The organism is Flavobacterium gilvum (genome assembly GCF_001761465.1).
Classification (GTDB): Bacteria; Bacteroidota; Bacteroidia; order Flavobacteriales; family Flavobacteriaceae; genus Flavobacterium; species Flavobacterium gilvum.
On record NZ_CP017479.1, the window covers coordinates 480,849 to 507,035 of the forward strand.

Consider the following 26,187-nt stretch of genomic DNA (forward strand, 5'->3'; position numbering starts at 1 on the left):
ATAATCAATCCAAAACCTAATCACTATTCACTAAATTAAGCTTTTTTAGATTTTGACTTTGTTTTTTTCGTTTCGGTCATACCCGCGTTTTTCACAAAAGGATCTGCAACCGCCAACCAAGCTGATGGTCCACCAGCTACATAACCTGTATTTCCTAAACCTTCAAAATTCACTTTTCCTTCTTTACTAATCGTTCCTTTGGCAAAAAACACAGTTGGAAATCCTTGGATTCCAAAGGCGTGCTGCAACTCGTTATTTTGTTTTTTAAGTTCTTCTGATTGTTCTACTCTTCTAGGATAATCCAATTCAACTAATACAACATTATCATTGGCCCATTTACCAAATTCTGGAGTTTTGAGCACTTCATTTTGCAAACGAATACACCATCCGCACCAATCGCTTCCGGTAAAAAACAGCATCAATGGTTTTTTCTCTTTATTCGAAACTTTGACGGCTTCTTTTACATCTGTGTACCATTTTAGCTCCTGAGCTTGAGAAACACTTACACCAATCAAAAAGAACGCAACTAAAATTATTTTTTTCATCTTTTGTTTATATTATTTTTTCAAATAAAATCTTAAAACTTCTTTTTCTTAATCCTGAACGGATTTCGTATTTACAAATTTATACAAAAATAACACCAAAATGTCCGTTACTTTACTTCTTGCATTAATTTTTTTACCAATGGAGAAATAACAATCAAAACTATTCCGGCAACCAAAGCATAAATGGCCAATTGTTGGTAACCATCTGCATAGACTTTTAATTTTTCAAGATTAGAGGAATTCTCAGAAGCTTCAGCAATATTGGCTCCCAAAATCCCCGCAAAGTACTGCCCGTAAGCACTTGCTAAAAACCACATTCCCATGATAACCGCCTGAGTTTTCAGTGGTGAAAGTTTTGTCATTGCCGACATACCAATTGGTGATAAGCAAAGTTCACCAAAAGTGATGATAAACCAACCGAAACTAAACAATCCCAAAGAAGTTCTTCCATTGGCATCTGCAAAGAATTTAGTATAATAAAATATCCAGAAACCGCCTGCCAAAAATAAAAACGCCAAACCGAATTTCACAACTGTGTTTGGCTCAATTTTTCTTTTGTGCATCCACAACCAAACTATTCCCACTAGAGCTGCAAAAGCAATCACAAATAATGAATTGGCTGAATTATTTACTCCATTTGGATCTAGTCGCACTCCAAAAATGGTATTGTTTAAATTATTTACCGCGAAAGCACTTAATGAACCTCCACTTTGTTCAAAGAAAGCCCAAAAAACAACAGAAAACAGCATAAAAATCACAGCCGCTATTAATTTTTTATTTTGAGACGATGTAAAACTTCTCATCTCATAAATCAAATAAACAATTGATATTGGTCCAATCAAATACATAAAATAATCAGTATATATAGTATTTGAAACCATAATCATAATGACAGGAATAATCAAAATTGAACCTACATAAGTACTTATTTCAAGAATTTTTCTTTTTGCATTATCTAAATGCAATAGCGGAGAAAGTCCAATATCTCCCATACTTTTTTGAGTTTGAATAAAAGTAAGCAGACTAATAATCATTACTATCGATGCAAATCCAAAAGCGTAATTCCATCTCAGGTTAACCGGAACAAAAGATGTCCAAAGATTACCATTTGCCACAGCAATACAAATATAACCACCTATTAATGCCCCAAGGTTCACACCCGCATAAAACAGTGAGAATCCCGCATCTCTTCGATTATCGTCGTCTTTGTATAATTTTCCAACCATCGAAGATATATTGGGTTTAAAAAAACCTGTCCCAACAATAGTAAAACTCACTCCTATGAAAAAAAACTCTTTAGGATGTATCGCTAAAATAACACTTCCAATAATCATCAACAAACCACCCCAAAAAAGTGATTTTCGGAAACCAAAAATTTTATCGGCAAATAAACCTCCAATAAATGTAAAAGCATACACCCACGCTTGAGTAGCGCCATACTGCAAATTGGCATCTGTATCTTTCATCAATAGCTGACTGGTCATAAAAACGTACAACATCCCGCGCATTCCATAGAAAGAAAAACGCTCCCACATCTCACTGAAAAACAAATACCACAACTGTTTTGGATATTTCCCTTTAAAGCTTTGTATTTGTTCTATTGATAAATTCTCTGTCATTTTATTTATAATTGAATTAATTTATTCCTTTTTCTTTCATCACTGCATTCAAGCGTTTCAAAATCAATAATCCCAAAGCGGTTGCAAAAAGCAGCAAGAAAGCATTTACTAAGAAAAAATTAGCTTTATTTTCATAATCATACCACATACTTGCCAAAACTCCAGAAAGTTTATTACCAATAGAAATCGACAAAAAGAAACCTCCCATCATCAAAGCGGTCAAACGAGGAGGACTTAATTTGGACACAATGGAAAGTCCCATTGGTGACAAACATAGTTCTCCGATAGTAATTACACCATAAGTCCCCACTAACCACCACGGCGAAACTTTGACAGCTCCGTTACTTCCAAAGTAAACCGCAATTACCATAACTAAACATGATAAGGAAGATATGAATAACCCTAGAATTATTTTGGAAGGCGTACTAGGTTCTTTTCCTTTTTTTCGCATAAAAGCAAAAAAACCTACCACAAATGGTGTCAACACAATAATCCAACCCGGGTTAATGGATTGAAACAGTTCTGTATTAATCAGAAATACTTTTTGATTCGGATTCTTTTCAAAATCAGCTTTCTTTTCTGCAGAAATATTACTGAAATAAACATCTTTTCCTTGAACTTTTACTGGCTCGTTATCGGCATCTTTTACAGCTTGAAATTGATTGTCATATTTTTGAACTTCTTTTGTAGCAAAATCTTTTTGCTCCACTAAATAGGCAGAAGCCAAGACTTTTTCGGTAGTTCCAGTAACATGTCTGTCTGTGTAATAATTTGCCCAACGGGTCAATGCAGTTCCGTTTTGCTTAAAAACCGCCCAAAATAACATTCCCACTGCAAAAATTGCAAGCAAAGCACCGAGTGGTCGTTTATCTTCTTTATTGGCTTTTACATACAAGCTGATGTAAAAAATTATCACAGGGACACAAGCAAAAATAAAAGCATCAGTGGAATCGCTTTTGAAAATATTTCCAGGAATTAGCCACCCAATAATTCCACAAACAATTGCTGGAAAAAACACTACTCCTAAAATTCTGCCCAAGGAAATATCTCCCTCTTGAACCGGTTTCATCACATTGGCACTTTCTAAATGTTTACGGCCAATGGAAAAAATAATCAATCCAAGTAACATTCCAATTCCGGCAGTAAAGAAAGCAGCACCCCAACCGTATTGGTTTCGCATAAATGCTGCTATAATATTGCAGGCAAATGCACCAATATTAATTCCCATATAGAAAATATTATACCCCGCATCTTTATTAGCTTTATACTCTTCTGTCGAATATAAATTCCCTACAAGTGTAGAAATACTAGGCTTGAAGAATCCATTACCAATAATAATAAGTGCCATTGAAATATAAAAAAATGTCACATCATGAAAACTCAACCCGATGTAACCCATGGCCATTAAAAACCCTCCCAGATAAATTGCCTTGAAATATCCCAAAAATCTATCGGCAAGATAACCTCCCAAAAAAGGAGTCAAGTATGTTAAGGCAATATAAGTTCCAAAAATATCATCGGCATGTTTATCCGAAAAAGCCAATCCGCCGGTAGCCGCAGGATCAATCATATAAAGAACGAAAATTCCAATTATGAGATAATAACCAAATCGTTCCCACATTTCTGTAAAAAACAGGAATGCTAATCCTTTAGGGTGTTTGCTTTTCATAGTATTCTATTAAAAAAGCCCACAATGATTCATGTGGGCTTAATGATATAAATTTTTAAATTATAGTTGATGCTCAACATGAGGAATTCCTTCTTCATGTTTTTCATTCATCATTTTTTGCAACCAAGAACTTAACACGAATAAAATACCTGCTGCAACTCCTGTCATTATAATAAATAGCATAAAAAATTCGTATAAATTTGTAATCTGAAATCCAACAATTGAAGGATAAACCACTGGAACATTTGGATCTGCTTCTCCAGATGGCGGAATTAAAGAACTCAATGTTCCTGCAAATTTATTTGCAGCAGCATTTGCCAAAAACCAAGTACCCATTAGTAAAGAAGATAATCGCAAAGGCGCTAATTTGGAAACCATAGACAAACCAATTGGAGACAAACACAATTCACCCAAAGAGTGAACAATATACAACCCGATTAACCACCACATAGACACTTTTTCACCAAGTCCCAAGCCTTTTACAGCAATAGCAATAATTACATAACCTAGTGCTACCAAAGCAAGACCAATGGCCATTTTATAAGGTGAAGTTGGCTCTAATCTTTTTTTATACAAATACCCCCAAATCATTGATACTACTGGAGCTAAAACAATTACTGCCAAAGGATTTACAGATTGAAAATACGACGCTGGCATTTCCCATCCAAATATTCCCCTTTCAGTTTGTCTGTCAGCAAATAACGTTAATGAAGCACCTGCTTGTTCAAAAGCTCCCCAAAAAAAGATAACAAAGAAAGCTAATATGAAAATTACAATAATTCTATTTCTCTCAACTTTTGTCAAACTTCTGTCCGAAAGTATTAAAATTGGCATCAAAATCATTGACCCATAAATGAAATAACTTATAATATCTGTTTCGCTATTAAATAATTGCTTGAAATTAAGCATAAAAAACACAATTCCAATTGAACCTACGATCATCAATATGCTCTTTAAGTCCAATTTCTTTACAGGTAATCCAATTTCTTTACCTTCTTCTGAAATTAAATATTTTTTCTGAAAAAGTATAAAACTAATCAACGACGCAACCATACCCAAACAGGCTGCTAGGAAACCCCATTTAAAATCCATAGATCCGCATACCAAAGGAGAAAAGAAAGCTCCTAAGTTGATTCCCATATAGAAAATAGTAAAAGCACTGTCAATTCTTCTATCATTTGCAGGATATAATTGACCTACCATTGTAGAAATATTTGGTTTAAAAAATCCATTTCCAATAATAATTGCCGTAAGTCCCATCCACATTATTGAAACACCTCCGTTTGCACCAGCTGAAGCACTTAAAAACATGAATAACTGACCTATGGCCATTAAAATCCCACCTATAATAATACTTCTTCTGTTCCCTAAAAACTTATCACAAAGATAGCCCCCCAAAAGTGGCGTCAAATAAACTAATCCCGTATAACTACCATAAATCTGAGAAGCATCAGCATCCTTCATTAATAATATTTTAGTCATAAACAGAATGAAAATAGCTCTCATTCCATAATAACTGAATCTTTCCCACATTTCTGTGAAGAATAAAAAGTACAATCCTTTTGGATGTCCTGATTTTGTTTGAGTTTCTGCCATTTTTGTTTTTTTGGTATTTGTGTTTGGTTTATAAATTTTCTTTAATAAAGTTTGTCATTTTGGTAAACAATTGAATTCTGGTTTTACCTCCATATATCCCGTGATTTTTATCTGGATATATTTGAGAATCGAATTGTTTATTGGCCTGAATCAAAGCCTCCATCATTTGCATAGAATTCTGTACATGCACATTATCGTCACCCGAACCGTGAATCAAAAGGAACTTTCCTTTTAATTTATTGACATGGTTAATTGGGGAGTTATTATCATACCCGCTTGCGTTCTCTTGTGGAGTCTGCATGTATCTTTCTGTGTAGATACTGTCATAAAAACGCCAGTTGGTTACCGGAGCTACCGCTATTGCCATTTTGAAAACATCGGCTCCTTGGAAAATACAGTTTGACGCCATAAATCCACCGTATGACCAACCAAAAATTCCGATTCTAGATTTGTCCACATAAGGGTAATTTCCTATTACTTTGGCAGCATCGATTTGATCTTCGACTTCATATTTCCCTAATTGCAATTGTGTTACCTTCTTGAAATCAGCACCTTTAAAACCAGTTCCTCTTCCATCAACACAAGCAACAATATAACCTTGCTGAGTAAGCGACATAAACCAGTAATCATCGGCCGAATTCCAGTCATTATTTACCTGTTGTGATCCTGGCCCTGAATATTGGTACATAAAAACAGGATATCTTTTTGAAGCATCAAAATCTTTTGGTTTCATAATCCACGCATTCAATTCGTTTCCTCTTTCTGTTTTTAAAACAAAAAATTCTTTTGATGGTAAATTGTATCCTTTTAATTTTGTAGTAAGCGCTTGATTATTTTCGATAACCTGAATTTCTTTACCCGATTTTGACTCGTTCAAAGTATAAGTCATAGGCTGAGAAGCACTTGAGAAAGTATTAATGTAGAATTGAAAATTTGGACTAAAAGTCGCTGCATTCGTCCCTGTATTTTTAGACAAACGAACTTTGTTTTTTCCGTCAAGTCCTATGCGGTAGATATCTCTGTTGATAGAACCATTTTCTGTAGATTGGTAAAAAATGGTTTTGGTTTTTTCGTCGAAACCATAGTAAGAAGTAACCTCCCAGTTTCCTTTTGTAATTTGAGTTTTCAGTTTTCCGTTTTTATCATACAGATAAATATGGTTGTAACCGTCTTTTTCACTTGTCCAGATAAAACTGTTGTCATTCAGGAAAGTTAAATTATCGGTGTCAATAAAATCAATATACCCTTTTTCGATTTCATTAAAAACAACTTTGGCAGCTCCAGTAGTTCCGTCAACAAACAACAAATCCAAATTGTCCTGATGACGATTCACTATTTTGGCAGATAAAATATTAGCATCATTTGTCCATTCTATTCTAGGAATGTAAAAGTCATTATATTTTCCTAAATCTATATTCTTTAAAGCCTTAGAATCTACATTATATAAGTGTAATGAAACCAATGAGTTTTTTTCACCTGCTTTGGGATATTTGAAAGTTTCAACCGTTGGATACAAACTTTTTTGGAAAATTGACATTGAAAATTCTGGTACCTGACTTTCGTCAAAACGGATGTATGCCAGTTTTTTACTGTCTTTGCTCCAGTCAAAAGCACGAACAAAAGCAAATTCCTCTTCATAAACCCAATCCGTAATTCCGTTAATCACGGCATTCTTTTTCCCATCTGTAGTAACGGCAGTAGATTTTTTTGAAGCTACATCATAAACATATAGATTGTTTTCTCTGGCATAGGCAATTTTAGTTCCGTCTGGAGAAAAAGTAGGCTCTTGAACCTGAAAATCGAAAAGCTTAGTCAGTTTTTTTGAAGCGATATCGTATAAAAAATAATCGGCTGTGAAGGAGTGGCGAAAAATTTGCTTTGAATTACAAGCAATTAAAATTTGTTTTTCAGAATCATCAAAAGTATAACTATCGATTCCATCAGCCAACTCCCTAAAATTTTTAGTATCAATAAGGTTGGAGACTTTTTTTAATGTTGCAAAATCATATAGATCGATTTGATTGCTTCCTGTAGCTCTATCTGAATTCAATACTGTATATTGATTGTTATTCTTCATCGACTGCAATTCGTCCATTCCTTTGGCTCTGAAAGCTCCTGTATAAATCTCATCGACAGTTATTTTTTGTTGTCCAAAGACCGAAAAACACAAAAAGAATAGTAATACAGTAATTTTATTCGAATTCATAAAAAGGTAATATTTTTTTAAATAGGTTTTGTTGCACTTTTCAATCATCATCCAAATTGTAACAATTTACAGGTATTTACGCCCTTTAAAGCTGTTGCTTTCAAATAATGGAGGCTGAGTTTAAACCGACAATTTTAGTGAAAATTTTATAAATAAAACACTTTTGCCCTAACAAATGTTATAAAAAAACAATTTTAACAATTATTCTAAATATTTATTTGTCAACCAAACAAAGTACAAACATTCTTTACATGAATTTTGCAGTATTAAGTTTCTGTTATCAAAATAAAAATTCTTACCGCGGACTGGCAATAAAATCATAAGTACCAAAAAATCAGATTCCTCGAATAAAATAAATCGAATTCCGAATGTCAGGGGGCAAAAGCATGAGTTGTTTTACCGGAGATTCGCAAATTTTTATAAAAATTCTTACTATAAATCAGTCGCTTTCAGCGGAATTTAATCAAATTAGTTTTTCTAAAATTACAAAATTCAAGTTTGCAGGGAATAAACCTGTGAATTTGAGGTTGTTTTAAAAACCATGCGTTTACCCTGTTCCGAATGTGCTTTTATTTTAAAAAAAACAATAACGCGGAATGTGTATATTTGTCATCATTAAGCAATAATTTACACCTATGAACAACGCTGTTGCTGGATTTTCGAAATTATCCAAAGAAGAAAAAATAAACTGGATTGCCAATCACTATTTTTCAACTCCAAGTGAAGCCATAGCACTACTTAAGAATTACTGGAATTCGGACGAAAAAATTCAAAAACTTCACGATGAATTCATTGAAAATACGATTTCAAATTTTTACATTCCATTGGGTGTCGCCCCCAATTTCCTGATTAATGGAAAACACGTCACCATCCCGATGACTATTGAAGAAAGTTCAGTTGTGGCAGCAGCCTCCAAAGCGGCTAAATTTTGGTCGACCCGCGGAGGATTCAAAGCAACTGTCATCAGCACAGAAAAAATTGGTCAGGTACATTTTATTTATAATGGGGACAAGTCCAAATTGACAACTTTTTTTGAGCAATTAAAACCGAAATTATTTGCAACCACCGAGCACTTGACCAAGAATATGCAAAAAAGAGGTGGTGGCATTCTCGATATCATCCTAAAAGACAAAACCGACTTACTCCCAAATTACCATCAGCTTCATATTACTTTTGAAACGGTTGACAGTATGGGCGCGAATTTTATCAATTCCTGCCTGGAACAATTTGCTCAAACATTGCAGGAAGAAGCTCAGGATTTTGAATTGTTTTCGGAAGAAGAAAAAAACTTAAAAATAGTAATGAGTATTCTTTCTAATTATGTTCCAAATTGTGTCGTTCGAGCCGAGGTTTCCTGCCCTATAGAAGAATTAGCCGAAAAACATATTGAAAGCCCACACGAATTTGCCGCCAAATTTGTTCAAGCCGTTCAAATTGCAGAAGTAGAACCTTTCCGCGCCGTGACTCATAATAAAGGAATCATGAACGGAATTGATGCCGTTGTCCTTGCAACAGGAAACGACTTTAGGGCTGTAGAGGCCGGTATTCATGCCTACGCTTCAAAAGATGGACAGTATTCCAGTTTATCTCATGCCAAAATTGAAAACGGAATTTTCAGCTTTTGGTTGGAAGTCCCATTAGCACTTGGAACTGTGGGAGGATTGACTTCATTACATCCTTTGGTAAAATTCTCTTTGGATATGCTCGAAAAACCTTCGGCTAAGGAATTAATGGAAATTGTTGCCGTTGCCGGATTGGCACAAAACTTTGCAGCGTTACGTTCCCTGACCACAACCGGAATTCAGGAAGGGCACATGAAAATGCATTTGAACAATATCCTAAATCAGTTTGAAGCAACAGACGAAGAACGACATTTGATTAAAAAACATTTCAAACACCACGTTGTTTCTCACAGTGCTGTAGTTGATTATATTGAAAATTTAAGAAAAGTAAAAAATTAAGTGAAACTGACCTTTCTAGGATTTTAAACTATAATTCGGAAAAGTGCAATTAAGATTAAACAATAATTTTTTTGCACAATATTGTCATTCCGACGTAGGAGGAATGACAAAACAAGACGGTTTAAATGAAAGAAAATTCTTATTGAACCCTTCCGAAAACTTATGGTTTCAAACCCAGACAGCTTTGATATTAAAAGATGAAAAAAACATTTTACAGCAACGGAAAACTTTTGATTACAGGAGAATATTTGGTTCTTGATGGGGCTAAAGCATTGGCTTTGCCTACAAAATTCGGACAACACCTTATTGTAGAAAAAGGCTACAACCAAGAAATCAGATGGAAAAGTTACGATGCTGACGGAAGTATTTGGTTTGAAGAAACAATTTTGTTTTCGGAAATTGTTTCCAATTTCTCTTTTGAAAAAGAATCTATCAAAAATACTTTAATCAACATTCTGAGAGAAGCCAATCTACTAAACAAAGGAATCCTTGAAAATTCCGAAGGATACATTGTTACAACTCAGTTGACTTTTCCAAAAAAATGGGGATTGGGAACTTCATCAACTTTAATAAACAATATTGGGCAATGGTTCGAGGTTGATGCTTTTACACTTTTAAAAAATAGTTTTGGCGGAAGTGGCTACGATATTGCTTGTGCACAAAATGACTGCCCTATTCTTTATAAGCTCGAACAAGGAAAACCGATTATAGAAAAAACAAATTTCCAACCGGTATTTACAGAAAATCTATACTTTGTTTATCTCAATCAAAAACAAAACAGCAAAACAGCCATTGCTGCCTACAAAGAGAAAAGAAGTGATTTGGAAACCGCTAAAAAAATCATCAATCAACTTACGCAATCCGTTTTGGATGCAAAAGATGTAGGCACTTTTGCGCAAGTGCTGGAAAAACACGAGAAAGAGTTAAGTGCTGTTCTCGAAACAAACACCATAAAAGAATCTTTGTTCCCTGATTTTAACGGAACCACAAAAAGCCTCGGCGCCTGGGGAGGTGATTTTATTCTGGTTATTTCAAAAGAAAACCCTCGCGATTATTTCCAACGCAAAGGGTATGAAACAATTTTAGAATATAACGATATGATTCTCTGATTAAATCAATTAAAGTAAATCTACTTCATCGGAAAATGTTTATCTAATTAGCTTTTTTGTCATTAGTGAATTTGTCTATTTCTACCAAACGAATCGTTTTATTTTCTTTTACGTTGTTTTCTTTTGCGGTAGATTCTATAAGTGTATTATGCAAGCGCTCAGCCATCTTTTCGATGCTGCTGGTGATAGAGTCACACACCAATTCCATCCTATGATGCTTTTCTTCCTTTATGGCCTTTAAAACATCTTCGACAAAAGCCTTATCGTATTTCTCTGCAACTGAATCTCGGGTATTTGTCAGTCTGATTACAGATTCATTATTAAATACAGTAACGCTGAAATGATGTTCCTCATTACTTAAATAATATTTACCACCTAATTCATCACAATTTATATCTGTAGCACTAAGTTTCAATAACTCAGTAATTATCCCATAGATATGGTTTTCTATATTGGAATACACCTTGGGATTTTTTTTAATAATACTAAACATAATAAATATATTTAAGTTAAAAATATCCGTGAATCCTTTATTTCAGTAAGCTGTAATCGGGTAAAGTTGGGGTGGGCGAGCTTAAAATTCTTTATATTGATTTAAGAATTAAAAACATATAAATATACACGTTTTTTTTTATTTCAAAAAACCTTAATCGTTAATACTGAAAATATTAATCGAAATTTAAGCATAAAAAAACGCCCAATACTTGCAGTTAAAAGTATTGGGCGTTTTATTTATAAAAATTACTTCTTAGTAATTAAAATCTTTTCGGTTGTCTTTGATGTCAGCATCAACTCTTAAAGCAGGCAATACTCTGTTAACATCACCGGCAGTTTGCGCTTTTAACTTAGCAACATTATCAGCATACGTTTTCAAAGCTGGCGCTTTTACAGTACTGATGTTTTTTACAACATATACTCCAGTTACACCTTCAATTGGAGAAGACAATTTGTTTGCTGCCAATGCAAATGCATTACCAACTACTTTTGGCTCTTGACCAACACCTCCTGTCAAAACAGGGTTTTCCAAAGTAACATTAGTAGCTTGTTGTACTGTAGAACCTGTCGCTTTTGCAATTGCTTCCAATGAATTTCCAGTCATTTTAGCTTTTAAAATCTCAGCTTTTTTCTTGTTTTTAAGAATTTGCTCTACATATGGTCTTGCTTGATCAACCGGAACTAATCCTGAATTATCAATAGCAGTAACTTTTGCAATTACGTGACCTAAATTAGCCACTTCAAATCTTTTTGTAGCACCTTCTTTAGTGTCTTTTTCAAAAGCCCATCTTACGATAGTTCTTTGGTTTCCTAATGGACCAAAATTCTCGTCCATCGCTCTAACTGAAACGGCTGGAGCTACTGTAAGAGCCATTTCTTTGGCTACTTTATTAAAATCTTTGTCAGCAACATCCATCTCAAATTTAGTTGCTTGCGTAAACACTTTGTCAGAAGTAGCTTCAGAAGCTTCTATTTTTTGAGCTACGGTTGCCAAACGAATTCCGTCTTGTTTATCAGTGATTTTGATAATGTGGAATCCAAATGGAGTTTCTACCAATCCAACTTTTCCAATTCCGTTATTGAATACGAAATCATTGAAAGGTTTCACCATTTGTCCTTGAGTAAAATAACCCAAATCTCCACCTTGTTGCGCAGAAGAATCATCTGAGTTGGTGAAAGCCAACATCATGAAACTATCCGGATTTGCATTTACTTGTGCTAAAATCTCTTCCGCTTTGGCTTTGGCCTCTTCTTTAGTTCTTTCCTCTCTTTTGTTAGGAACTTGTGTTCCTTCATAACTAATAAGGATATGACTTGCTTTTGCATTAACCCCAGCTTTTCTTCCTAAAGATTTTGAAATACAGTAGTATTTTCCAAAAACATAAGGTCCGTAAATTTCACCTGGAGCCAAGTTGTACAATTTATCAGCATCTACAGCAGGTAAATTATTTTTAGGCACATAAGTAGAGTCGTATGGTACATCTGAATTTGAGTTTACAAATTCAACTACATTTTTGGTGTTTTTAAAACCTGCCAAAGTATCGTTTTTACCAGTTGCCTGATTGTAAACTACACTTCCTGACAATAATGATGACACTTTAGTTTTAATTTCATTGATATCTTCTGGCGAAGCTTTATCTTCAATTAAAACATATTCTATTTTACGAGTTTCTTCAGATTTGAATTTTTTTGGACTTGCTTTCATGTATTCCAAAATATCAGCATCTGAAATTTTTACTTCGCTGTCTTTGATAGTAGAAAACAAACCTGCAACATAAGCAAAGTTAACTTTGTCTGTTCCTGCATGGTAATTAAATTCTCCTTCGCTATCTGTTGTATAAATACCTGCTTTAATCAAAGTATTATACATTTGGAATTTAGCATTCAATTCAGCACTTTTTTCTCTGTCTTTTAAAAATTGTGCCTGCTCTGGATTTGATTTGAAATATTCTTTGAATTTTGCAACATCAAACATACCTGCCGCATTCAAAAACATTGGGTTTTTTCCAATATTTGGATCTGCTTTAAGTACATCCAAAATATGTTTCTCTCCTACTCTTAATCCTAATTTATCAAATTCGGCAGTAAGCAAAGCGATAGTAACTTCTTGTTCCCATACTTGTCTAGATGCTTCGGTTGCGGAGATTCCTTGCCCACTTTTTTCTAAATTGCTGACTTTTACTCTAAAGTCCTCAAATGATATATCCTTTCCATTGATACTCCCAACATCCTTAGAGCTCTTCCCAAAATTCCCTTTGGTAAAAAGGTCTTGTATTATAAATGAGAATAATGCCAGAGCAATAACTCCAATCATTATAGCTGAATGTTGTCTAATTTTTGATAAAACTGCCATTGTCTATTATTGTTTATTTTAAAATTTTGTTTGCGAAAATACAATTATCTAATTAATAATTATAGAACTAGTCTTTTTTTTTTGTTTTTTTTTGGCTTTGCAAAATAATATCAGTCTTTGATGGTCATTTTAACCAATTCAATCTTCTTATTTGTGGCTTCTTCTATGACAAAATGATAATTTTCGATGTTAAATTCGTCTCCTTTTTGAGGAATTTCTTTGGTAAAATTTACTATAAACCCTCCAAGTGTTCCATAAGATTCACTTTCGGGAATTGACAGTTTATAGGTCTGGTTTAAATACTCAACATCAAAACGTGCTGAAAACAAAAAGGTTTTTTCATCAAGCTCTCGTTCGATTAATTCTTCGTCTGAATCATGTTCATCTTCAATTTCACCAAAAAGCTCCTCCACAATATCCTCAATCGTCAAAATCCCAGATGTTCCACCATATTCATCGAGAACAACCGCCACGCTCTTTCTTTTTTTAGTCAACAAACTCATAGCATCTTTTACATAGATAGCTTCTGGGATAAACTCAACCGAAATAACAATTTCCTTTATAGAAGAAGGTTTTTTGAACAAATCAAACGAATGAACGTACCCAATTATATCGTCGATTGAATTTTGATAAATCACAATTTTTGAATAACCTGTTTCAATAAATAACATTTTCAAATCCTCCAAAGATTCGCAAACTTCAATTGCTGCAATTTCGGTTCGTGGTGTCATTACATCTCGAGCCTTTGTCCCCGAAAAATCCAATGCATTTCTGAATATCTGTATTTCAGAATCCATTTCTTCTTGTTCATCTACGTTGCTCATTTGCTCGTTGATGTAATTTCCCAATTCTACTTTACTAAAATAAAGTTGCACCTGATCCCCTTCTGTTTTAAAAAATCGTTTCAAAACAAAATCGGAAATCCAAATTAAAAAAGTAGATATAAAATAGAATATTTTGTAAAAGAAATAAGCGGGAATCGCAAAAAACTTAATCAGCGAATTGGCATAAATCTGAAAAAAAACTTTCGGAAGAAATTCAGCTGTTATTAAAACAATAAATGTCGAAATTACTGTTTGAATTATAAGGCTCGTAAAATCGGAAAAATGAAGATTAAAACGCAAGAGCCAATCCATTAACAATTCGCCCATAAAAAAACCATAAACAACAAGCGCAACACTGTTGCCTATAAGCATTGCTGCAATAAATTTTGAGGGTTTCTCGGTAAGTTTGGTTAGAATTCTGGAAGTAAAACTGTCTTGTTTTTTTTCTAATTCCAAATAGATTTTATTCGAAGAGATAAAAGCTATCTCCATTCCTGAAAAAAAAGCACATAGTATTAAACACAATATTATGACACTTATTTCCATGATATTTAGGATTGTTTATTTCTGTCTTCAAATTTCTTTGAAAATTTTCTTCTGAAGAAAAACATAAAAATAGCAAGACCGGCTATTATGAAACTTAACAAAGGACTTTCGCTGGTATTGCATTTTGTATATCCATCGTATATAAAAAAGATTCCAAAAGCCAAGTAAAGATATGAGGTATATTTTAAGAAATTCATGTTGTTATTTTTTAATTATTCCGAAGATTCAACTTCTCCTTCTATTCGTTGTGAATTCACTGTATTGAAATCTTTGCTAAAATCAATTCCTTGTCCCGTCGAACCTCCTTTAGCATCGGTCAATTTAAACTTTTTTTCGGTATAAAACCATTGATTTTGCTGATCAAAATACAACTGCTCTGTCTCGAGCATCTGACCTGCTTCTGAAGTGATTTTTACTTTTCCCTGTAAATCAATGATATTGGTCTGCTTGTACGAAATTGCATAATTCGACCTGATAAAAGTTTTTTTGCCTTTATTGTCATAAATTGTCACATCGACCCCTTTGGGAAATTCGGTAAATGGAAATTCGACATTGGCATAATCATACATTTTGGGACTTATCAATATGGATTTTATTTTCCCGGAATCGGTGTATTTCAAATTCACGTTGTCGGCGTCACCGCTTGGCACAAATTCTGAATAATCATTTTTTTGGACTTCCTTAAAATTACTTTCACAGCCCAAAATCATGCTAACAATAATAATTAGCATTGAAAATGATCGTAGATTTTTTTTGAAGAAAGCCATAATTCGAAAAGTCAATTAATAAGGAGGTTTTATTTGACTAGTGATTACTCAATTTTTCTTTGTCCGAACCATCTATCATTAAGAGAGAAACTCATTGAAAAATTAAAATAATTTTCCTGAACCAATCCTTTTGCCGTAGTTCCTTTTTGTCCAAATTCTAAACCTATATTAATACCACTGGTAAAACTACCCATACTAGGTGGAATAGGCAATCCAAAACCTAACGTCAATGCCTTATCATCGATTTCTTCAGAATTGACAATTGTTCCTGTCTTTGTATATCTCAAACCGCCTCTGTAAACCACTTTTTGATAATATTTGGAAAAAACATTAAAGTTTGGAACATAATACCCTCCCAAACTATAACTTGAATATTTTCCATAAGTCGCTTTGTCTGACATATTGTAATCATTTGCCAAATCCCCTACATTTTGGAAAGTCATTTGAGTACCTACCATCCATTTTTTGGTTTGTCCGGCACCAAATCCAAAAGACACTCTATCTGGAATTGTCATATCATGTCTTATCTCTTTTGAATCTTTAGCGTCAATAACGGCTGTATTAAAATCAGAATTATAAGTAACCGTTGCAATCGTTTTTGTATTTGATGAAGATAATTTACTTTGAGGCGCATAAGTAAATCCACTATACAGATTCACTTTTTTGTATAGTTTGTGTTTATACATTATCCCAAAGTTTGTTGCAAAACCATTCAAATCTGCTTTATTTTCCTCATAAGTTCCTATTGGCACGCCCGAAATATAGCCCAGATTTGAATTATTGATTCTTCCAAAATTATATTGTACATCGGCTCCAATCACTAAATTCGGAATAACGGTATATCCCAATGACAAAAAAGCTTTGTTTAACCCTCCGCTTCCTTTCATTACATTGTTTTCTCCGTCAGGATCTGTAGTAGTTGAATGAATATGATACCCAACCGAAGTATAAGGCAACAATCCAAATCCAACACTCATTTTTCCTAAAGGCAAGGAAACTGCCAAATAATCGAGAGTTGTTCTTTGTGCGTTTTCACTACCGGAATCTGTCTTCAAATTGGTAGCTGCATAATTTCCACCCATTGTAAAAGTGGTAAACCGCACACTGGCAAAACTGGCAGGGTTCAAAATATTAATATGAAGGCTGTCCTGCTCAACATTTACACCTCCCATAGAACGATTTTCAATATTTCCTTTAAATCTCGATTCACCAAGTCCAAAAAAAGAATACGGAGAAGCAGATCCACTTTGAGCATTAGACATCAGTGAAAAAAAGAAACATGCAACAACACTTATTTTCTTAATCATTTTCCTATTTTATATTGAAAAATTTGATTCAAACTCTCTAAAAGAAAATTTGAATTGGCAAATATGGTATTTTTTAATCGCATCGCCAAAAAATTAGCATCTCCACCCGTTAAAATTATTATAAAGTTTGGAAATTTGGACAGATATTCATCGACAAAACCGTTGATTTCATACACCAATCCGTTAACAATTCCAGAATGAATAGCCTCTGCTGTTGAATCGCCGATAAAATGTTTCGGATTATCTACAGTAAGCAAAGGTAACTTTTCGGTGAAATTGTGCAAAGACTCATATCGCAAACGTAAACCTGGCGAAATAGCACCTCCATGATACACATCGTTTTGATCAACAAAATCATAAGTAACACATGTACCGGCATCGATGATTAGGCGATTTTGCCTAGGAAACTTTAAAGTTGCGCCTGCCGCCAAAACCATTCTGTCTATTCCCAAAGTCTTGGGAGTAGCATAATTATTAGTAAATGGGAAAAAATCTTCATGTGAAATAAACCATAAATCAAGCACATTTTTGAAATTCAAAAACAAATCTTTATCCGCTTTTCCAACAGAAGCCACAATCAAATGCTTTACACTTGGGTATTTTTTTAAAATATTTTCAATTTCTTTTTGAATTTTCTCTTTAGGAAAAACAAAAAAACCTAAAGTGTTATCATTCTCAAAAACAGCACCTTTAATTCTTGTATTCCCAACATCAATTGCTAAAACCATGGTTTCTTTTTTAAAAATGCTAAGGTACGAATAGATTTTTTTTAAAAAATGTATTGTTTAAATTAAAAAAGATTCTATATTTGCACCCGCAAACAAGTTCACCGAACTCTTATGAAAATAATAGCGAAGTGAGGTAATGAGCACGGTACCTTAGCTCAGATGGTAGAGCAATGGACTGAAAATCCATGTGTCCCTGGTTCGATCCCTGGAGGTACCACTAAACCCACTCAACCGAGTGGGTTTTTTGTTTCATTTCTTTACCCTAATCTTTTCAAAATTTTGATTTTACCAGAAGCATTTGATAATCAAAACAAAGGGAATTGGCCATTCTACACAATTACACTTTTCAACAATCCCAAAGTAGGACTGTCCGCCATAAAAACTCTTACAAAAAACACTCCCGATTCACGAAATTTTAATTTTAATTTCATAATTTCATATTTGGAAACTTACATCTCTTAAAAAAGAATTCTTTTTTTATTAAACAAAAAAGAGAATATTATCAGGTTACAACGAATAATATGTGTTTTGAGTAGTTATCACCGATAGAACCGACAATTAATAATGAAAGCAGAAAATTCATTAGTCCACCCATTTTCCATACCTCGCGTGTTAAGATATCGTCCCATCACGGTTCTTGTAGTTGCTATATCATATATTCTATTTGCCAAAATCAGCTTTTTAACAACAATTGACCCCGGCACAGTCAGCCCAATATTCCTACCTGCAGGACTTGCTTTGGCATCAATATTAATTTTTGGAAGAAAAGCTTTAATCGGAATAGGTATTGGGTCCTTTTATTCAAATACATTTCTAAACTTAGGTTTTACACATTACAACGAAGTTCTTTCATTATCTACCCTTTCCACAGGTTTCTACATTGCTTTGGGTTCCATAATAGCTTCTTCGAGCGCCTCAATTATTCTAAAACGTTTATGCAAAAAAGAACAGTTATTAGACAAAGGATTAAACGTATTAAGCTTGCTTATATTGGGACCTATCATTTTTTCTACTATAACTTCATTGATTGGCGTTGCCAATTTCTACCTTAACGGATCTATCTCCCCAGAACAGTTTTGGTACACCTATAAAACATGGTGGTTTGGTGATGCAATCGGAATAATTTTGTTCACGCCTTTGATTTTATCCTGGTCTTTAAAAGATGCTTTCGCCAGGAAAAAATTTAATTTCTTTGAATTGATCCTCTATGGAGTAATAACGATTTTGGTTTGCTTTGGTGTTTTTTTTCAGTACACAGAATTAAAATACCTCATTCTACCACTCCTGTTTTGGTCTGCTTATCGTTTTCCCGTTCAGATCACGACACTTGTCATCATTGTAATTTCATTTTTTGCAATTGTAACTACTACTCAGGGAATTGGTCCGTTTAATGAAGAACATATAAACGATTCGATTTTATTTCTGGATTTATTCCTCAGTACAATAAGCATTTGCAGCCTTTTTTTATCAGGAATCATAACAGAACGTAAAAAAGCCGAAGATTCAATTAAAACCAGTGAAAATAATCTTCGGAAAAATCAAATTTTGCTAGAATCTACTCTGGAAAGTCCAAAAAATTTCAGCATTTTTTCCATAGGTCTAAATTATGAATATCTAAGTTTTAACAGTCAGCACAGTCTTATTATGAAAACTATGTACGGTGCAGATATTGCCTTAGGGATGAAATTACAGAATTGTATCTCTAACAAAGAACAACTGAACAAATCCTTGGAAATAATAAGCAAAGCTTTTTTGGGTGAGAGCAACACAACTGTCAACTATTTTGATATCAACCACTCTTATTGGGAATTCAGAACCAGCCCCATCGAAAATCAAAACGATGAAATCATTGGAGCTACGGTAATTTCAACCAATATCACAAAAAAAATAAAAGATGAAGAGGCTCTGAAAAAAAGCGAAGAAAAATACCGAAACATATTTGAAAATATTCAAGATGTCATTTTTCAAACGGACATTAACGGTATTTTTATAGATTTAAGCCCATCTGTAAAAGAATTTTGCGGATATACCGCCGAAGAATTAATTGGCAAACCGATGAATTTTTTGCAACCGGATGATGAAAAAAGCAACATAGTAATTAAACTTGTGAACGAACAATCAGTTTTGGACTATTACGAAAGACTGATTAAAACAAAATCAGGCGCCTTAAAACACATTTCCCTGAGTGCCAAAATGATTTTTGACAATGAAGGAAACAAACTTCACATAAACGCTATCGCAAGAGATATTACCCAAAGAAAAGAAAATGAAAAAGAAATTGCTTTTCAAAACCAAAAACTACAGATTCAGAACAAAGAACTAGAACAATTTGCCTATATCACATCGCATGATTTACAGGAACCTTTGATTACACTGAAGTTTTTTTCGGAACTTCTCAAAACAGAATTCCCAAAAGATCTTAACGAAGACATCAAACAATATCTCGATTTCATTTTGATATCCTCAGACAGAATGCAAAAATTAATCAAAGGATTATTGGACTACTCCAGAATAGGAAACCAAATTAACCAACATGAAATTGACTGCAATGAGATTGTAAACGAGACTATTTCTTCATTATCCGATAACATCCGCGAATCAAATTGCAAAATTGAAACTGAAAATTTACCAAAACTAAATGGCTATTCTGTAGAATTAATTCAACTTTTTCAGCATTTAATTTCCAATGCAATAAAATTTAGAAAAAAAGACATCCCCTTAATTGTCAGGATTAAAGCAAAGCTAATTGAAAACAATTGGCACTTCACAGTTGAAGACAACGGAATAGGTATTGAAGAACAAAACCAAGAAAAAGCATTTATCATTTTTAAGCGACTCCACAACCGGGAAGACTATCCGGGAATTGGTATCGGACTTGCTATTTGTAAAAAAATAATTGCCCTGCATGAAGGTAACATCTGGATTGAATCTACTTTGGGATCCGGCACAACTGTACATTTTACAGTACCTAAAAAAAGATAATTTTAAAAAAAATGCAAAGACCCTAAATCTCAAAAAAATGAAAAAATTAAATTCTGTATTGCTAATTGACGATGATGCAGCGACCAATTTTATTAGCAAAATGCTAATAAAAAAAGCTGGAATTACAGACCATATCGAAACGGTATTGAATGGAAAACAAGCTCTGGAATATTTGACAAATACTGGCGACTATGAAAGACTGGATAGCATTTACCCTAAACCTATGCTTATTTTGTTGGACATAAACATGCCTATAATGGACGGTTGGGAATTTGCCGAAGCCTACTCAAAGCTGAATGAAAATCAAAAAGAAGGAACTGTTGTTGTAATGCTTTCTAGTTCACTAAATCCCGATGACAAGGAAAGAGCTTCAAGTCTTCCTGCAATTTCAAGTTTTCAGAACAAGCCGCTTACAACGGAGAGGCTTACTTCAATTATTGATACCTTTTTTTCAGAACAAAAGGAATAAAAAACATTTGATAAATCAAAAAAAACTTTTTCAATAGTATCATACATAAAAGCGAAATAAGAAATTCTTTCATAATTTTGTGATATCTTTTTAACAAATGGACACTTTTTACTAGGGATTGTTAAATTTTTTCTATATTTATCCAATAAACGAGAAAATTTAGCGTTTAATCGATTATTTAGAACCTACATAAATAAAGTTTATTTGAAAAAAGATAAATTATGACCCCCATTCTGCTTCATCAACTTCGAAACGTAATCACTTCGCCCTTAATCTCAATATTTTGCAAAAAATTTGAGGAAAACGAACTTCATTTGAGAAAATCAATCGATGCTAGTATTTGCACCGTTCTTGTTGGTCTCGAAAAAATTATGGACAACTCCTTATTGTATGACAGAATCCTAGAATCGATAACTTTTACTGAATTTTATAAGAGCACAAAATTCGAAAACGGGAAAATTTCTTCGATAAATTACTCTTTTGAACAAGAAGGAGGTATTCCTCTTAACACTCTTTTTTCTACTAAAAAAGAACGAATATCAGAAATGATATCCAATGAAGTAGGCATTAAAAGTGGAACGGCCTGTGCAATCCTAAATTTTGCGGCGATGCTCATTTTATTGCATTTAGCAAATGAAAAACAAAAGACAGGCATCTCTCAAAACGATTTGAATTCGCAGAAAAAATTAATCCTAAACAATGTTCCCGAAGGAATTCGCGTACTTTTGGGCTACTCGGATTTTGAATGTGAAGATGCTTATGCTGATTCTAATACATTGGTAAAAACGAAACCAAAACCTCATTTTTTCTATAAAATCTTTAAAATATGATTTAAAAAAAATGCCAACAATTTTGAAATCGTTGGCATGGTTTTTAGCTACTTTTCATCAATCCAAGAATCAATTTTCTTTTCCAATAAAGCTAATGGCATTGCACCAGATTCTAATACTTTTTCATGGAATTTTTTAATATCAAATTTAGATCCGAGTTTATCTTGTGCTCTTTTTCGAAGTTCCAAAATTTTGAGTTGCCCTATTTTATACGATAAGGCTTGTCCAGGAATAGCCATATAACGCTCTATTTCAACGGTAATTCCTGCTTCACTTTCGGCCTCATTCTGCATAGAATATTTGATAGCTTGCTCTCTTGTCCAACCTTTGCTGTGCAATCCTGTATCAACCACTAAGCGAACTGCTCTATGCATTTCATTACTCAACATCCCAAAATATTGATAAGGATCTTGATATAAACCTAATTCTTTTCCTAAACTCTCTGTATATAATGCCCAACCCTCACCGTAAGCACCAAACCAATTGAACTTTCTAAAATCAGGTAAAGCAGTATTCTCTTGCTGCAATGAAACTTGAAAATGATGCCCCGGAATGGCTTCATGCAAAAACAAATCTTCATCCCCAAACACATTATATTCCTTTACATCTGGAATGGGCACATAAAAAATACCGGGACGAGAACCATCAACTGTTCCTTGATTATACTCTGCACTTGATGTTTTTTCTCGGAAAGCTTCTGTTCTTCTTATCTCAAATTTTGTCTTAGGCTGCAATGAAAATAATTTATCGACATTTGGTTTTATAACACTATAAATTCTTTCAAAATTGGCAATTACTTCTTCTGGTTTTTTGAATGGTTTTAATTCAGGTTTGTTTCTTACGTACTCAAAAAAATCAATAAGTGTCCCTTTAAATCCAAGTTGGTTTTTTACTTTTTCCATTTCAGTATTTAGACGGGCTACCTCTTTTAATCCTAATTGATGAATCTCTTCTGGAGTCATCTCCGTAGTCGTACACTGTTTTACGTAAGCCAAATATAATTCCTTCCCAAAAGGCAAACTCCCAATTCCGCTTGTAGATCTTGATGCTGGCAAGTATTCATTTTTAAGAAAACTAGCCATTTTTTTATATCTAGGTATCAGCTTATCATTAATCACAGACGTATACTTATCTTTTAAATCTTTTTTTACTTCATCAGAAAATGCTGCTGGCATCAACTTTATAGAAGAATAAAACAAATTGTCTTCAATATTTGCGGTCGGCATTTCAGCAAATTGCGGAATAACTTTTATTGTTAATGCTTTTGGCAAAACAATTCCTTTTTCAATTCCTTTCTTCATATAAACTAAAGCAGAATCAATCCAAAAACAATATTTATCCATCCTCTTTAAAAAATTTCTATAATCCTTTTCTGTTTTAAAAGGTTGTCCACTTTTACCTCCAGCAAATTGCCCCATTGTTATATGTGTACCCCAAAACTGATGAATAGGCATGAGATTTGCAGGTTGTTCCGCCAGTTTTTTCCCAACTGCAACTTCCCACTTTATAATTTCAAAGCTATTTTTTTCTTCTTCTGAAAGTTGTTTTTCATCAAATGCCTTTAGTCCAGTCTCATATTTATCAAAAAACTCAAGTTGCTTTTTAATAAAGCTATCTGTCATTTCAAACTGTAATTGATCATTATATTCATTTTGACCATTCTGTGTTGCAGACAAAGGATCTAAAGTGTTTTTGTCATCAAAATAATTTTTGGTAAACAAAGAAAAATCCTGTTTTTCCTCATTAGATTTACAATTCACTAATGTTAATGAAATAGCCAATGAGGCTATAAAAAATGTAATTCTGTTCATGTGTGGATAGTTATAGTTTATACTAGTTAAATGTAATTCGCCTATCTTGATTGGTATTTGCTACCAATTTTAGGTCATACTTATTTAATATTTATTGTTTTTTCGGGAAATATAGGACTAATTATTAATAAATATTGCTTTTTTATTAAAATTATATCAATATTGCAATTTTTCTAGTGTCATTCTACTTGTTTTAAAATAAAAAATCCCTTTACATATTGCTATGAAAGGGATTCTGAAAATATTTTAAAAAAATTTATGCGTTCTTCAGATTGATAATTTCTTGGTCTGTGAGTACTCTCCAATTTCCTCTAGGCAAATTTTTCTTAGTCAATCCGGCAAATGCAACGCGATCAACTCTAAGAACATTATAATTGAAGTTTTCAAATATTGAACGAACCACTTTTATATTGGACGATTTTATTTTGATTCCGATTTCATTTTTAGATTCACCCTCAATATAACTTACTTCCTCAACATGAACTCGGTGTCCTTCCAACATTAAACCTTTGCCTATTTTTTCCAAATCCTCAAATTTTAAATTTTTATCTAAGGAAACCTGATATATTTTTGGCGATTTTTGATTCGGCAGCGAAAACTTACGAATCATATCTGTGTCATTTGTAAATACCAACAATCCAGTCGTATTTTTGTCCATTCTTCCGATAGGAGCAATTTTTGAAGTTGTCGAACCTTTTACCAATTCCAATACGTTTCTATACTCCTGCCCTTCGTCCAAAGCAGTCGTGAAATTCTTAGGCTTGTTCAAAAGAATGTACACTTTCTTTTCAGGTGTAATAACTGTTCCGTCAAAATTAACGACATCACTTGGTTTTACTAAATAACCCATTTCGATAACGGGAATACCATTCACTTTTACATTTCCAGACTGAATGTAAATATCAGCATCACGGCGAGAGCAAATCCCAGAGTTTGCGATGTATTTATTCAATCGGATTTCATCTTTTTCCTTTGCTCTTTTTGGAGCTTGATTCGGTTTTTTCTCCACTTTATTTGTGGCAGTATCTGGAACTTTGGTGTTTGGTTTTGCTTTTTTAGGTCCTTGTGCCCTTTTTGGCATCGCAGGTTTGGGCTTATTAGAACTAGGTCTAGAACCCGTTGGTCTAGAACCGCTTCTTTTATTATTGCCTCCTCTATTCTCCATAATATTCTATAATTTGATGCAAAGATACTATTTATATATTGGGAAACTATTTTTGGGAATTATAAAAAGTCAACTATGTAAAATAAGTAATTAGTTATTAGTGACTGGTGATTAGTCTATTAATCAGTAATAATTATTGACTTTGAAAAACATGAAATTTTCGAAAACAAAAAAGCAACCCATTTCAATTCCTTATCATAACTAGATAGCTAACAATAATTTTTTTCCGTGCCACAAAACGCTTGGATTAATCAGGACAATACAAAATACTCCGGCAACAATAAGAAATTTCAAAACATTGTGTAACAAAACATATTGTTGCTTGGACTCCCATTTCCACAAATAGAGCAAAAAGAAAATCATGATTATGAAACCAAAATAAAAGTAAATGTCCATATAACCAACATCATACACATTGATTAAAAAATAAACCGGAATAATTGTCAATACTGTCAATCCAGTTATGATTTTTTTGGAAACCTGTTCGCCATAAATAATTGGAATGGTCTTGTAATTGCTAACAAAATCTCCTTTTAGGTTCTCAAGATCCTTAATCATTTCCCGAATCAGGATTAGCAAAAATAAAAAAGCACCGTGAGAAAGTATAACAGCAAGTTTACCACTGTTGCTTTCGATTTCATACAATGGCATTTTTAAATAATAATACAATAAAATTCCAAAAAAAGGCATTACCGCAAGGAAAGCGGCCATCAAGTTTCCTATTATCGGATACTTTTTAATTTTATGGGAATAAAACCATATAAGGAAAATATAGCACGAAAAGAATAAAACAGCTCTCAAAGAAACAAATAAAGCGATTAAAGCCACAAAAAAATTAAGCCCAAAATAAACATATAATTTGGTCTTTTGACTCACCAACCGATCCAACTGCGACTTGTTGGGCTTGTTTATCAAATCTTTTTTACTGTCATAAAAACTATTGATAATGTACCCAGAAGCAATTGCCAAACTGGATGCCAAAACAATGATAAAAAGATGAAAATCCAACAATATTGACAAGGCTCTTGTCTCAGGAGCCAAAATAAAAATTGCCGATAGATATTGAGCTAAAGCTATAATAGGAATATTGTAACCTCGAACTACTGAGAACAGACTCACAATCTTTAACACAAATAGTTTTTGCTGTCTGCTTAACATGGAGCTGGGTTATAGGTTATTATTAATATTTAATTTTTTGGGGGAGG

19 protein-coding genes and 1 tRNA gene are annotated in these 26,187 nt (G+C 33.4%); 6 read left to right on the forward strand and 14 right to left on the reverse strand.

Going from position 1 to position 26,187, the window contains the following annotated elements; genetic code table 11:
- Positions 1 to 35 precede the first annotated feature (35 nt).
- The 5 genes from EM308_RS02060 to EM308_RS02080 form a co-directional block, all read right to left on the reverse strand.
- Entirely contained in the window at positions 36 to 545 is a 510-nt protein-coding gene (locus EM308_RS02060) for a thioredoxin family protein (protein WP_035636457.1), read from the reverse strand.
- A gap of 107 nt (positions 546 to 652) precedes the next feature.
- Complete coding sequence (locus tag EM308_RS02065) at positions 653 to 2,164, reverse strand: peptide MFS transporter (RefSeq protein WP_035636454.1); 1,512 nt, start codon at positions 2,162 to 2,164, stop codon at positions 653 to 655.
- Positions 2,165 to 2,180: 16 nt separating this feature from the next.
- Entirely contained in the window at positions 2,181 to 3,833 is a 1,653-nt protein-coding gene (locus tag EM308_RS02070; RefSeq protein WP_035636451.1) for a peptide MFS transporter, read from the reverse strand.
- 60 nt (positions 3,834 to 3,893) lie between these two features.
- Positions 3,894 to 5,429, reverse strand: coding sequence for a peptide MFS transporter (locus EM308_RS02075; RefSeq protein WP_035636448.1), 1,536 nt, complete (start codon positions 5,427 to 5,429; stop codon positions 3,894 to 3,896).
- A 28-nt stretch (positions 5,430 to 5,457) separates the two neighbouring features.
- Entirely contained in the window at positions 5,458 to 7,635 is a 2,178-nt protein-coding gene (locus EM308_RS02080; protein WP_035636508.1) for a S9 family peptidase, read from the reverse strand.
- Positions 7,636 to 8,270: 635 nt separating this feature from the next.
- On the opposite strand from EM308_RS02080, the gene EM308_RS02085 reads away from it, so the two are divergent.
- Together EM308_RS02085 and EM308_RS02090 are read left to right on the forward strand one after the other, a co-directional pair.
- Positions 8,271 to 9,596, forward strand: a complete 1,326-nt coding sequence (locus tag EM308_RS02085; protein ID WP_035636445.1) for a hydroxymethylglutaryl-CoA reductase, degradative — start codon at positions 8,271 to 8,273, stop codon at positions 9,594 to 9,596.
- A 197-nt stretch (positions 9,597 to 9,793) separates the two neighbouring features.
- Positions 9,794 to 10,705 carry a GYDIA family GHMP kinase gene (locus EM308_RS02090; protein WP_035636442.1) on the forward strand — a complete coding sequence of 304 codons (912 nt, stop codon included), beginning with the start codon at positions 9,794 to 9,796 and terminating at the stop codon, positions 10,703 to 10,705.
- 43 nt (positions 10,706 to 10,748) lie between these two features.
- Here the strand turns inward: EM308_RS02090 and EM308_RS02095 are convergent, their stop codons facing one another.
- The 6 genes from EM308_RS02095 to EM308_RS02125 form a co-directional block, all read right to left on the reverse strand.
- On the reverse strand, positions 10,749 to 11,198 hold the full coding sequence (locus EM308_RS02095) for a hypothetical protein (protein ID WP_035636439.1): 450 nt from the start codon (positions 11,196 to 11,198) through the stop codon (positions 10,749 to 10,751).
- Positions 11,199 to 11,453: 255 nt separating this feature from the next.
- Positions 11,454 to 13,553, reverse strand: coding sequence for a peptidylprolyl isomerase (locus EM308_RS02100; RefSeq protein ID WP_035639499.1), 2,100 nt, complete (start codon positions 13,551 to 13,553; stop codon positions 11,454 to 11,456).
- A 110-nt stretch (positions 13,554 to 13,663) separates the two neighbouring features.
- Positions 13,664 to 14,923, reverse strand: a complete 1,260-nt coding sequence (locus EM308_RS02105; protein WP_035639502.1) for a hemolysin family protein — start codon at positions 14,921 to 14,923, stop codon at positions 13,664 to 13,666.
- A gap of 212 nt (positions 14,924 to 15,135) precedes the next feature.
- Complete coding sequence (gene lptC, locus EM308_RS02115) at positions 15,136 to 15,654, reverse strand: LPS export ABC transporter periplasmic protein LptC (RefSeq protein ID WP_231560036.1); 519 nt, start codon at positions 15,652 to 15,654, stop codon at positions 15,136 to 15,138.
- An 80-nt stretch (positions 15,655 to 15,734) separates the two neighbouring features.
- Positions 15,735 to 16,997, reverse strand: a complete 1,263-nt coding sequence (locus tag EM308_RS02120; RefSeq protein ID WP_035639512.1) for a hypothetical protein — start codon at positions 16,995 to 16,997, stop codon at positions 15,735 to 15,737.
- Positions 16,994 to 17,725 (reverse strand): type III pantothenate kinase, encoded by a 732-nt coding sequence (locus EM308_RS02125; RefSeq protein ID WP_035639514.1) that lies wholly within the window; start codon positions 17,723 to 17,725, stop codon positions 16,994 to 16,996. The genes EM308_RS02120 and EM308_RS02125 overlap by 4 nt, the downstream gene beginning before the upstream one ends.
- Positions 17,726 to 17,869: 144 nt before the next feature.
- On the opposite strand from EM308_RS02125, the gene EM308_RS02130 reads away from it, so the two are divergent.
- From EM308_RS02130 to EM308_RS02145, 4 genes are all read left to right on the forward strand, one after another.
- A tRNA-Phe gene (locus EM308_RS02130) sits at positions 17,870 to 17,942 on the forward strand.
- A 347-nt stretch (positions 17,943 to 18,289) separates the two neighbouring features.
- Positions 18,290 to 20,707, forward strand: coding sequence for an MASE1 domain-containing protein (locus EM308_RS02135; protein WP_035639516.1), 2,418 nt, complete (start codon positions 18,290 to 18,292; stop codon positions 20,705 to 20,707).
- 37 nt (positions 20,708 to 20,744) lie between these two features.
- A complete protein-coding gene (locus EM308_RS02140) occupies positions 20,745 to 21,176 on the forward strand; it encodes a response regulator (protein ID WP_035639572.1) in 432 nt (143 codons plus the stop codon).
- Between the two features lie 221 nt (positions 21,177 to 21,397).
- On the forward strand, positions 21,398 to 22,006 hold the full coding sequence (locus EM308_RS02145; protein ID WP_051877867.1) for a DUF937 domain-containing protein: 609 nt from the start codon (positions 21,398 to 21,400) through the stop codon (positions 22,004 to 22,006).
- 47 nt (positions 22,007 to 22,053) lie between these two features.
- Here EM308_RS02145 and EM308_RS02150 read toward each other — a convergent pair whose 3' ends face one another.
- The 3 genes from EM308_RS02150 to EM308_RS02160 all read right to left on the reverse strand — a co-directional run bounded on the left by EM308_RS02150 (position 22,054) and on the right by EM308_RS02160 (position 26,140).
- Positions 22,054 to 23,817 carry a DUF885 domain-containing protein gene (locus EM308_RS02150; protein WP_035639520.1) on the reverse strand — a complete coding sequence of 588 codons (1,764 nt, stop codon included), beginning with the start codon at positions 23,815 to 23,817 and terminating at the stop codon, positions 22,054 to 22,056.
- Positions 23,818 to 24,073: 256 nt separating this feature from the next.
- Complete coding sequence (locus tag EM308_RS02155) at positions 24,074 to 24,982, reverse strand: pseudouridine synthase (protein WP_035639521.1); 909 nt, start codon at positions 24,980 to 24,982, stop codon at positions 24,074 to 24,076.
- Positions 24,983 to 25,183: 201 nt separating this feature from the next.
- Positions 25,184 to 26,140 carry a geranylgeranylglycerol-phosphate geranylgeranyltransferase gene (locus tag EM308_RS02160; RefSeq protein WP_035639523.1) on the reverse strand — a complete coding sequence of 319 codons (957 nt, stop codon included), beginning with the start codon at positions 26,138 to 26,140 and terminating at the stop codon, positions 25,184 to 25,186.
- Positions 26,141 to 26,187 lie beyond the last annotated feature (47 nt).

What these genes read in the sequence shown, in the direction of transcription:
- EM308_RS02060 (WP_035636457.1), bottom strand. Translation starts at nt 545, where the DNA reads ATGAAAAAAATAATTTTAGTTGCGTTCTTTTTGATTGGTGTAAGTGTT.
- EM308_RS02065 (WP_035636454.1), bottom strand. Translation starts at nt 2,164, where the DNA reads ATGACAGAGAATTTATCAATAGAACAAATACAAAGCTTTAAAGGGAAA.
- EM308_RS02070 (WP_035636451.1), bottom strand. Translation starts at nt 3,833, where the DNA reads ATGAAAAGCAAACACCCTAAAGGATTAGCATTCCTGTTTTTTACAGAA.
- EM308_RS02075 (WP_035636448.1), bottom strand. Translation starts at nt 5,429, where the DNA reads ATGGCAGAAACTCAAACAAAATCAGGACATCCAAAAGGATTGTACTTT.
- EM308_RS02080 (WP_035636508.1), bottom strand. Translation starts at nt 7,635, where the DNA reads ATGAATTCGAATAAAATTACTGTATTACTATTCTTTTTGTGTTTTTCG.
- EM308_RS02085 (WP_035636445.1), top strand. Translation starts at nt 8,271, where the DNA reads ATGAACAACGCTGTTGCTGGATTTTCGAAATTATCCAAAGAAGAAAAA.
- EM308_RS02090 (WP_035636442.1), top strand. Translation starts at nt 9,794, where the DNA reads ATGAAAAAAACATTTTACAGCAACGGAAAACTTTTGATTACAGGAGAA.
- EM308_RS02095 (WP_035636439.1), bottom strand. Translation starts at nt 11,198, where the DNA reads ATGTTTAGTATTATTAAAAAAAATCCCAAGGTGTATTCCAATATAGAA.
- EM308_RS02100 (WP_035639499.1), bottom strand. Translation starts at nt 13,553, where the DNA reads ATGGCAGTTTTATCAAAAATTAGACAACATTCAGCTATAATGATTGGA.
- EM308_RS02105 (WP_035639502.1), bottom strand. Translation starts at nt 14,923, where the DNA reads ATGGAAATAAGTGTCATAATATTGTGTTTAATACTATGTGCTTTTTTT.
- lptC (WP_231560036.1), bottom strand. Translation starts at nt 15,654, where the DNA reads ATGCTAATTATTATTGTTAGCATGATTTTGGGCTGTGAAAGTAATTTT.
- EM308_RS02120 (WP_035639512.1), bottom strand. Translation starts at nt 16,997, where the DNA reads ATGATTAAGAAAATAAGTGTTGTTGCATGTTTCTTTTTTTCACTGATG.
- EM308_RS02125 (WP_035639514.1), bottom strand. Translation starts at nt 17,725, where the DNA reads ATGGTTTTAGCAATTGATGTTGGGAATACAAGAATTAAAGGTGCTGTT.
- EM308_RS02135 (WP_035639516.1), top strand. Translation starts at nt 18,290, where the DNA reads ATGAAAGCAGAAAATTCATTAGTCCACCCATTTTCCATACCTCGCGTG.
- EM308_RS02140 (WP_035639572.1), top strand. Translation starts at nt 20,745, where the DNA reads ATGAAAAAATTAAATTCTGTATTGCTAATTGACGATGATGCAGCGACC.
- EM308_RS02145 (WP_051877867.1), top strand. Translation starts at nt 21,398, where the DNA reads ATGACCCCCATTCTGCTTCATCAACTTCGAAACGTAATCACTTCGCCC.
- EM308_RS02150 (WP_035639520.1), bottom strand. Translation starts at nt 23,817, where the DNA reads ATGAACAGAATTACATTTTTTATAGCCTCATTGGCTATTTCATTAACA.
- EM308_RS02155 (WP_035639521.1), bottom strand. Translation starts at nt 24,982, where the DNA reads ATGGAGAATAGAGGAGGCAATAATAAAAGAAGCGGTTCTAGACCAACG.
- EM308_RS02160 (WP_035639523.1), bottom strand. Translation starts at nt 26,140, where the DNA reads ATGTTAAGCAGACAGCAAAAACTATTTGTGTTAAAGATTGTGAGTCTG.